The sequence below is a fragment of the uncultured Marinobacter sp. genome (genome assembly GCF_963974375.1).
GTDB lineage: Bacteria > Pseudomonadota > Gammaproteobacteria > Pseudomonadales > Oleiphilaceae > Marinobacter.
Window position 1 is genome coordinate 1 of sequence record NZ_CAXBDN010000191.1, and the last position, 8,696, is coordinate 8,696.

The following is an 8,696-nucleotide window of genomic DNA, read 5'->3' on the forward strand; positions in this document are numbered from 1 at the left end:
ACCACCAGTACCCGGGCCTGTTTCAGCTTCAGTTGCCCGGCCACATCAAAGCGGGGAATCAGAATCTGGCGACTGTAACGAAGCAGTTCGTCATCGCTGAGCATGGTAACTCCTGTGTGGTAGTTTTCGGTCTGACACGCTTATCCCTCAAAACGACCGAGGGTCAACCGATCCCGGTGGCCGTAGTCCTGCCTGGTCGCAACGTCCTCAAAACCGGCATCGGCCATAATCCCGCGCACCGCTTCGCCCTGATCGTAGCCGTGCTCCAGCACCAGCCAGCCATGCCGGGCCAGCCAGTCCGGACTCCCGGCAATGATATGGCGGATATCATCCAGACCATCAGGGCCCGACACCAGCGCGCTGTGGGGCTCAAAACGGACATCGCCCCGGGCCAGATGATGATCGTTTTCGGCGATATAGGGCGGGTTGGATATGATCAGATCAAAGCGGATATCCGGCAGGCCACCGAACCAGCTGCCCTGATAGATCGCTACCGGCAGACTGAGTGCCTCGGCGTTGGCCCTGGCCAGCGCAACTGCACCGGCTACCCGGTCACAGGCGCTGACTTGCCACAACGGACGCTCACTGGCCAGGGCCAGGGCGATGGCCCCGGTACCCGTGCCCAGATCCACCACCAGAGCCGACTCAGGCAACGGCAATTCCAGTGCGGCTTCCACCAGACATTCGGTGTCCGCTCGTGGAATCAGGGTTGTCGGATTCACCTTCAACGGCAGCGACCAGAACTCCTGCAGACCCAGCAGGTGGGCAACCGGGTGCCCCTCGGCGCGCTGGTTGACCAGCATCCGGAACCTGGACTCATGCTCGACAGGGACGTCGCGCTCTGGCCAGGCCCGAAAGCTGGTGCGGCTCCAGCCGGTGACTTCCGCCAGCAGCAACTCGGCATCCAGCCGCGGTGAGTCGCCGCGAATGGCGTCTATCGCCCATTGGATGAGATGGTTGCAGCTGTGGGGCTCAGTGCTCATCGGACAAGGTGGCCAGCAATTCCGCCTGATGTTCCTGCTGTAACGGCACCAGTACCGAGTCCAGATCGCCCGCCATGACTTCATCCAGACGGTACAGGGTCAGGTTGATGCGGTGATCGGTCACCCGGCCCTGGGGGAAATTGTAGGTCCGGATACGTTCGGAACGGTCACCACTGCCCACCAGGCTTTTGCGGGTAGCCGCCTGGCTCATCTCCTGCTTTTCCCGCTCGACGTTCTGCAGGCGGGACAGCAACAGGCTCATGGCCCGGGCCCGGTTCTTGTGCTGCGAGCGCTCGTCCTGACACTCCACCACCATGCCCGTAGGTATATGGGTAATGCGGATCGCTGAGTCGGTCTTGTTGACGTGCTGGCCACCGGCACCAGAGGCCCGGAAAGTATCGACCCGCAGGTCCGCCTTGTTGATCTCCACCGCTTCGGCTTCGTCGGCTTCAGGCATTACCGCCACGGTACAGGCAGAGGCATGAATACGGCCCTGGGATTCCGTTTCCGGAACCCGCTGCACCCGGTGGGCGCCGGACTCGAACTTGAGCGAGCCATAAACCCCGTCACCACTGACCCGGCTGATGATTTCCCGGAAGCCACCGTGCTCGCCGTCACTTTGACTCAATACCTCCACCTGCCAGCGCTGACGTTCGGCGTAGCGGGAATACATGCGGAACAGATCGCCGGCAAAAATGGCCGCCTCATCACCGCCCGTGCCAGCACGGATTTCCAGAAACACGTTACTGGTATCGTTAGGGTCTCGCGGCAGCATCAGCCGCTGCAGCTCTGCGTCGAGTTCTTCGTTGCGACGGCGGGCATCCTGAAGCTCTTCCTGGCCCATTTGCCGCATTTCGGGATCACTGTCGCCGGCCAGATCCTCGGCGGTCCGGATATCTTCAACGGTTTGCTGCCAGCTGCGGAAACACCGGACCACGGCCTCAATTTCCGAGAACTCCCGGGACAGTTCCCGGAACTGGTTCTGGTCTGCAATCACGCCCTGATCGCTCAGCAACGCGCTGACCTCCTCGTAGCGTTCAACCAGCTGCTCGAGGCGGGCCTGAATGGATGGCTTCATAGTTTTTCCAGAGTGTGCGGCGCGTCCTGGGGATCCAGGGATTCGAGTTGATGCAGCTCCCGCAACCATTCAGTGACTTCGGGACGCCCGTCAGCGGTAGCCTTGCGCACCTGTACTGAAGGCTGATGGATCAGCTTGTTGGTCAGGCCCCTGGCCAGGCTGCGAAGGATTGTTTCAGGATCGCCACCATTGCCCAGGGCCTTGATGGCCTTGCTGACCTCCACGTCCCGCAGCAACTCGGCCCGCTCGCGGTATTGCTTGAGGGTGGACACCGCATCCAGCGCACGAATCTGGCTGAGGAAATCCTGAGTACCTGCCATGATCAGGTGCTCGGCTTCCCGCGCTGCACCCTCACGGGAACGCAGGTTTTCCTCAATGACCTGGCGCAGGTCATCGACGGTATACAGGTACACGTCGTCCAGACGGGCCACCTCCGGCTCGATGTCCCGGGGCACCGCAATGTCCACCATGAAGTAGGGGCGATGCTTGCGTTTCTTCAGGGCCCGCTCGACAGCACCCTTGCCCAGTATCGGCAACGGGCTGGCGGTGGACGAAATGACAATGTCCACGTCCCGCAGATATTGCGGAATTTCAGAAAGCACAATACCCCGGCCGCCGTATTGATCTGCCAGCGCCTGGGCTTTCTCCAGGGTGCGGTTGGCCACCACAAACTCACTGACCCCGGCATCTGACAGGTGACGGGCGACCAGTTCGATGGTCTTGCCGGCGCCAATCAGCAGCGCACGGTTATTGGCCATGTCGGAAAAGATGTGATTTGCCATACTGACAGCGGCATAGGCCACCGACACCGGATTCTCACCGATAGCCGTTTCGGTACGAACCCGCTTCGCCACGGAAAAGGTGTGCTCGAACAACCGGGTCAGGAAGGTGCCGCTGGCGCCGTGTTCCCGGGCCAGGGCATAGGCATCCTTGAGCTGTCCCAGAATCTGGGGCTCCCCCAGCACCATGGAATCCAGCCCTGCCGCCACCCGCATCATATGACGAACGGCTTCGCCATCACGGTGCAGGTAAATAGCGGATTCAAGGTCAGCAACCGGCATCTGATGAAAACCGGCCAGCCAGCGTAATATAGCGGGTGCGCAATCATCGTCACCGGCCAGATAGAGTTCCGTGCGATTGCAGGTAGAAAGGATCGCGGCCTCAGTGGTACCTGTGGCCAGCCGCAACTCCTTGAAGGCCTCAGCCATGCGTTCCGGCGTAAAGGCCACCCGCTCACGGATTTCCACCGGCGCTGTGCGATGGTTTATACCAAGTGTTATCAGTGCCATAGCGAAACAGCGAACCCCGATGCCCAACCAGAAAGGCGGACTTTAAATAGGTAAGGCTGCTATTTTAGCGGTGTGGGGCCGTCGCTGCCACCCGCATACGGTCGGCCGGTATCCGAAATTACCGAGTATTCATCTTTAATGGGCGCTGACAGGCCGCCGCGCGGGTTGGGAACCGACCATCCTTGTGCCATCATAGAAGCACCTCCGGCTCTGAATAACTGTTTCGTCTGGCCGGTATAGCTGTAATAACATCAGGATGCCCCATGCGAAGAACCGCCCTGATTTTTGCCACCAGCCTGCTAATGCTCAGCGGCTGTGCAAGCCTTGATAACCCCGGCGACTCCGGCGAACAGCCCCGGCCTCAACCTGACAGGGCCACGTCAGTTCCGCAGACAGCGACTGGCACCTCAGTCACCGATGAAGCGTCGTTTACGCCAGAGGTTCTTTACCTTTTGCTGACTGCCGAAATTGCGGCTCAGCGCCAGCAATATGAAGTCACGCTGGCCAACTACGTGGAGGCCGCCCAGCAATCTCGTGATACCGGCGTCATTCGCCGGGCTGATTGCCGAATCCCTGAACAGTCAGCGCTGCCAGGAGGTGCTGGCCAACACCTGGCTGGAGGTCGACCCCGTCAGCCATGACGCCCACCGGGCCCAGGCCGTTGTTTTTCTGCGCCAGGGCAATCTGGAACGCGCGCTGTTTCATCTGGAAGAGATTCTCAAGCTGGGCGGTGATGCCGACTTCGACAGTCTGGCAGCCATGGGTGCCAGGCTGCCGCCCGACCAGCAGCAGGAGTTGCTGATCCTTTACCGGCAACTTGGCGAACGGCATCCGGCTGATCCGGAACTCCGCTACAGCCAGGCGCTGCTGGAGAACCTCAGTGGTGAGCCGGAACTGGCCATGGCCACCCTCGCACCGCTGATGGCCGAAGAGCAGGATTTCCAGCCGGCACTGGTACTCTGGGCGGACCTGCTTTTCCAAACCGGGCAACAGGATGAAGCCCTGCTGTACCTGCAGAAGAATCCCCGCCGGTATCCGGCAAACCTGCAACTGGGCACCCTGCATGCCCGCATGCTGGTCAATGCCGGCGAACTGCAGGCTGCCCAGGACGAATTTGGCCGACTGCTGGACCGCAACCCGGATGCCCACAGCCTGAGACTGTCCCGCGCCCTGGTGGCGATCGAGAACAAGGAAACCGATGTCGCCCGCGAGGACCTTCGCCATCTGATGGCCCAGGGACAGCATGTCTCGGAGGCGCTCTTTTACATGGGCCGGATCGCCGAAACCGAAGGCGACCCGGACAAGGCCATCACCTTTTACGAACAGGTCACCGAGGGCAACCACTTTTATCCCGCGCTGAGCCGGGCCTCAGAACTGAGGGCCGAGTCCGGAGACCCCATGTCGGCTGTCGAGAGAATCGTCAGTCTGCGGGAATCCAGCCCGCAGCAGGCTGAAAGCCTCTGGCTCATCGAGGTCAATCTGCTGCTGACCGAAAACCTCGACGAACTGGCCCTGGAATCCGCCGACACCGCCCTGCGTGATTTCCCTGACAATCAGCAACTGCGGTACGCACGCTCGATGATGCACGAGCGAGCCGGCGATATTGACAGCGCAGAAGCTGATCTCAGGAAGATGCTGGAATTACAGCCCGACAACCCCACAGCGCTCAACGCGCTGGGCTATATACTGACCGTGCATACCGATCGCCTGGATGAAGCCCTGGCCCTGATCGAGCAGGCCCTTGCCCTGGAACCGGAGAACCCCGCCATTCTCGACAGCATGGGCTGGGCCCTGTTCCGGCTGGGCGAAGTGGATGCGGCTATCAGCTATCTGCGCCAGGCCTTCGAAAAGGAGCCGGATGCGGAGATTGCGGCCCATTATGGTGAGGCGCTATGGGTCAGTGGCGACAAAAATCAGGCCAGGGTTATCTGGAAGCTGGGCATGGAGGCGGATCCCGGGCACCCGGTACTTAACGAAACCCTGGAACGCCTCGGCGCCAAGGATCTTTGATGCTTTTATCCGCATTTCCCCCGGGGCGCACCTGGCACCTGCTGCGATGCAGCCTGATGTTCGGCCTTGCCATGCTGGTCAGTGCCTGCGCCTCAATCAGCCAGGACCCGCTGCCGGCAGGTCTCACCGAGCAGCCCCCGGCGGACTGGGCGCAACGCCAGAACATGCTGAGTAACCTGGATCAATGGCAGCTGAACGGCAAGCTGGCGGTGCGGCAGCCCGGCGAGAACGCCTCAGCGGTCATCAATCGCTGGACCCAGGACCGGGAGCAATATGATCTGCATCTGTCTTCCTCGTTCCTGGGCATGGGGCGCACCGAGCTCTCCGGCAGCCCCGGCTTTATCGAAATCCGCATGGCCAATGGCGATGAGTACCGCTCCAGCGACCCGGAAAATCTGATTTCCGCCGCCACCGGCTGGCAACTGCCCATCGACAGTCTGGTGTGGTGGGTCCGCGGCCTGCCGGATCCGGGCAGGGATTACCGGCTGTTGTTTGACGAGCAGGGTGCCCTCGCCGAAATTCGCCAGCAGGGCTGGAATATCCGTTATGAACGCTGGCAGGCCTTTATCGCAGACACCCCCGCCCTGCCTGCCCGGCTGACCGCTCGCAAGGGCGACCGGCTGGTGCGCCTGGTAATCACCAACTGGCAGCCCCTGTAACAACCCATGACTGCGATTTCCCTGCCCTCCCCGGCCAAACTCAACCTGTTCCTGCACATTACCGGGCGCAGGCCGGACGGCTACCATGAGCTGCAGACGCTGTTTCAGTTCCTGGACCATGGTGACACCCTCACCTTCACCAACCGCCATGACGGTCAGCTGACGCTCTCTGAGGCAATGCCTGGCGTCAGCAATGACGACAACCTGATTCTCAGGGCCGCCAGGCTGTTGCAGGCCGCCGTGAACCAGCCCCGGGCTGGCGCCACCATCACGGTGGACAAACGGCTACCCATGGGCGGCGGCCTTGGTGGCGGCAGCTCCAACGCTGCCACCACCCTGCTGGCGCTCAACCATCTGTGGCAAACCGGGCTTACGCTGCCCCAGCTTGCCAGGCTGGGGCTTCAGCTTGGTGCTGACGTACCGGTATTTGTTCACGGCCATGCGGCGTTCGGTGAAGGTGTCGGTGAACAGCTGACCAATGCCTGCCCTCCCGAAGCCTGGTTTGTGGTACTCAAACCCGACTGTCATATCAGTACCGCTGAAATATTTTCGAGCCGGGGGTTGACAAGGAATACCCCTAGAATCACAATAGCGCCCGCTTTTGAGGGAGACATCACAGGGTTCCGAAACGATTGCGAGGATGTGGTTAAACAACTGTATCCAAAGGTAAAATCCACCATGGATTGGCTGAGCAAATTCGGACCTGCAAGATTGACCGGAACCGGTGCTTGCATCTTCGGACGTTTTGCAACTGAAGTCGAAGCCCGAAAGATCTGGGCAGGAAAACCCTCCGGCATCGACGGGTTTGTAGCTAAAGGGGTGAACATTTCACCTCTACACAAAAAGCTGACAGAGCTGTAATGATGCCAAAAGAGCACGATGATATTGGGGTGTCGCCAAGTGGTAAGGCAACGGGTTTTGATCCCGTCATGCGCAGGTTCGAGTCCTGCCACCCCAGCCACCTTTCTCCTGTTTCCTCCGAATCCAATACCGAATTTCAGAAGGATTCCGTCGTGTCCAAACTGATGATTTTCGCCGGCAATGCCAATCCTGAGCTCGCCAAGAGTATTGCCCAGAAACTTCACATCCCCATGGGACAGGCAACTGTCGGTCGATTCAGCGATGGCGAAACCACCGTCGAGATCAACGAAAACGTTCGTGGCCACGATGTATTTATTATTCAGCCTACCTGCTACCCCACCAACGATAACCTGATGGAACTGATCGTGATGGCAGACGCCCTGCGTCGCGCCTCCGCTACCCGTATCACGGCGGTCATTCCCTATTACGGCTACGCCCGTCAGGATCGCAGGGTACGCTCTACCCGGGTTGCCATCAGCGCCAAAGTTGTTGCGGACATGATTTCCAGCATTGGTGTCGACCGCGTACTGACGGTTGATCTGCACGCCGACCAGATCCAGGGCTTCTTCGATATTCCGGTAGACAACATCTACGCTACCCCGGTCCTGCTGGCCGATATCGAGAAACAGCGTTTTGAGAATTTCATCGTTGTTTCCCCGGACGTTGGCGGTGTCGTTCGCGCCCGGGCCATTGCCAAACGCCTTGACGATGCCGACCTGGCCATTATCGACAAACGTCGCCCGAAGGCGAACGTTTCCCAGGTCATGCACATCATCGGTGATGTCAAAGACAAGACCTGCATCATGGTGGACGACATCGTCGACACCGCTGGCACCCTGTGCAAGGCGGCCGATGCCCTGAAAGAACACGGTGCTGCGCGCGTCATCGCTTACATCACCCACCCGGTTCTGTCTGGCCCGGCCATTGAAAACATCAATTCGTCACAGCTTGATGAACTGGTGGTCTGCGACACCATTCCGCTGGGTGACAAAGCCCTCAAGTGTGATAGAATCCGCCCCCTCGGAATGGCTGGACTGCTGGCAGAATCGATTCGTCGGGTCAGCAACGAAGAGTCCATCAGTGCCATGTTCGAGAATGTCTGAACCGGGTTAACCCTCGTTCAGCACCAGAGTCCTGTAAAACGCTCTCTGACATATCCGGAACTGGAGCCCTGTGCAAACGGCGCTCCAGTTCTGCTTTAAGTGCCGGTCACTGACCGGCTATTTGCAAATTCGTCGCCGCAAAGCCTGGTCGCGGGCCCGGCAGATGAACTAACGAGGTACAGACCATGTCCCAGGAATTTGTAATTGAAGCATTTCCTCGTGGCGATCAGGGGAAGGGTGCGAGCCGCCGCCTGCGTCGTGAAGAAAAGAAAATGCCTGCCATCATTTATGGCGGCAACAAGGAAGCGACTCCTATCGCTATCTGGCACAACGAGCTGAAGAAAGCGCTGGAACACGAAGCCTTCTTCTCTCACATCGTGACCATCGAACTGGATGGCAAGAAAGAAAGCGTGATCCTGAAGGATCTGCAGCGTCACCCCTACAAGCCGCTGCTGACTCACGCCGACTTCCTGCGGGTTGACAAGGATCACGAGATCCACGTGAACGTGCCGCTGCACTTCCTGAACGAAGACAAGGCTCCGGCCGTCAAGCTTCAGGGTGGCATGATCACTCACCAGATCAACGAGCTGGAAATCATCTGTCTGCCCCAGGATCTGCCCGAGTTCATCGAGATCGATCTGATCGACATCGAAATGGACCAGGTTGTTCACCTGAGCGACATCAAACTGCCGAAGGGCGTGCGTAACGCCGCA

Annotated in this window: 8 protein-coding genes, 1 tRNA gene and 1 pseudogene; 6 read left to right on the top strand and 4 right to left on the bottom strand. The window is 59.7% G+C overall.

Going from position 1 to position 8,696, the window contains the following annotated elements; translation table 11 throughout:
• The 4 genes and pseudogenes from AAC035_RS15015 to hemA form a co-directional block, all read right to left on the bottom strand.
• Positions 1–104: pseudogene (locus AAC035_RS15015) on the bottom strand (molybdopterin-synthase adenylyltransferase MoeB); the annotation flags it as partial.
• A gap of 36 nt (positions 105–140) precedes the next feature.
• Entirely contained in the window at positions 141–983 is an 843-nt protein-coding gene (gene prmC, locus AAC035_RS15020) for a peptide chain release factor N(5)-glutamine methyltransferase (RefSeq protein ID WP_339805550.1), read from the bottom strand.
• On the bottom strand, positions 973–2,061 hold the full coding sequence (prfA, locus tag AAC035_RS15025; RefSeq protein ID WP_339805552.1) for a peptide chain release factor 1: 1,089 nt from the start codon (positions 2,059–2,061) through the stop codon (positions 973–975). The genes prmC and prfA overlap by 11 nt, the downstream gene beginning before the upstream one ends.
• On the bottom strand, positions 2,058–3,350 hold the full coding sequence (gene hemA, locus AAC035_RS15030; RefSeq protein ID WP_339805554.1) for a glutamyl-tRNA reductase: 1,293 nt from the start codon (positions 3,348–3,350) through the stop codon (positions 2,058–2,060). The genes prfA and hemA overlap by 4 nt, the downstream gene beginning before the upstream one ends.
• Positions 3,351–3,884: 534 nt before the next feature.
• Between hemA and AAC035_RS15035 the strand changes: the two genes are divergently transcribed.
• The 6 genes from AAC035_RS15035 to AAC035_RS15060 all read left to right on the top strand — a co-directional run.
• The gene (locus AAC035_RS15035; protein ID WP_339805557.1) at positions 3,885–5,360 is read left to right on the top strand and encodes a tetratricopeptide repeat protein; all 1,476 of its coding nucleotides are present in this window, start codon (positions 3,885–3,887) and stop codon (positions 5,358–5,360) included.
• Positions 5,360–6,019 (top strand): lipoprotein insertase outer membrane protein LolB, encoded by a 660-nt coding sequence (gene lolB, locus AAC035_RS15040; RefSeq protein WP_339805559.1) that lies wholly within the window; start codon positions 5,360–5,362, stop codon positions 6,017–6,019. The genes AAC035_RS15035 and lolB overlap by 1 nt, the downstream gene beginning before the upstream one ends.
• 6 nt (positions 6,020–6,025) lie before the next feature.
• Positions 6,026–6,880: a 4-(cytidine 5'-diphospho)-2-C-methyl-D-erythritol kinase gene (gene ispE / locus AAC035_RS15045; RefSeq protein ID WP_339805560.1), complete on the top strand. Its 855-nt coding sequence runs from the start codon at positions 6,026–6,028 to the stop codon at positions 6,878–6,880.
• A 25-nt stretch (positions 6,881–6,905) separates the two neighbouring features.
• Positions 6,906–6,980, top strand: a tRNA-Gln gene (locus tag AAC035_RS15050).
• Between the two features lie 52 nt (positions 6,981–7,032).
• On the top strand, positions 7,033–7,983 hold the full coding sequence (locus AAC035_RS15055; RefSeq protein ID WP_339805561.1) for a ribose-phosphate diphosphokinase: 951 nt from the start codon (positions 7,033–7,035) through the stop codon (positions 7,981–7,983).
• 185 nt (positions 7,984–8,168) lie between these two features.
• A partial coding sequence (locus AAC035_RS15060) for a 50S ribosomal protein L25/general stress protein Ctc (RefSeq protein WP_339805563.1) occupies positions 8,169–8,696 on the top strand: 528 nt, incomplete at its 3' end.

Excerpts from the sequence above, each read along its gene's own strand:
- prmC (WP_339805550.1), bottom strand. The coding sequence starts at position 983 with ATGAGCACTGAGCCCCACAGCTGCAACCATCTCATCCAATGGGCGATA.
- prfA (WP_339805552.1), bottom strand. The coding sequence starts at position 2,061 with ATGAAGCCATCCATTCAGGCCCGCCTCGAGCAGCTGGTTGAACGCTAC.
- hemA (WP_339805554.1), bottom strand. The coding sequence starts at position 3,350 with ATGGCACTGATAACACTTGGTATAAACCATCGCACAGCGCCGGTGGAA.
- lolB (WP_339805559.1), top strand. The coding sequence starts at position 5,360 with ATGCTTTTATCCGCATTTCCCCCGGGGCGCACCTGGCACCTGCTGCGA.
- ispE (WP_339805560.1), top strand. The coding sequence starts at position 6,026 with ATGACTGCGATTTCCCTGCCCTCCCCGGCCAAACTCAACCTGTTCCTG.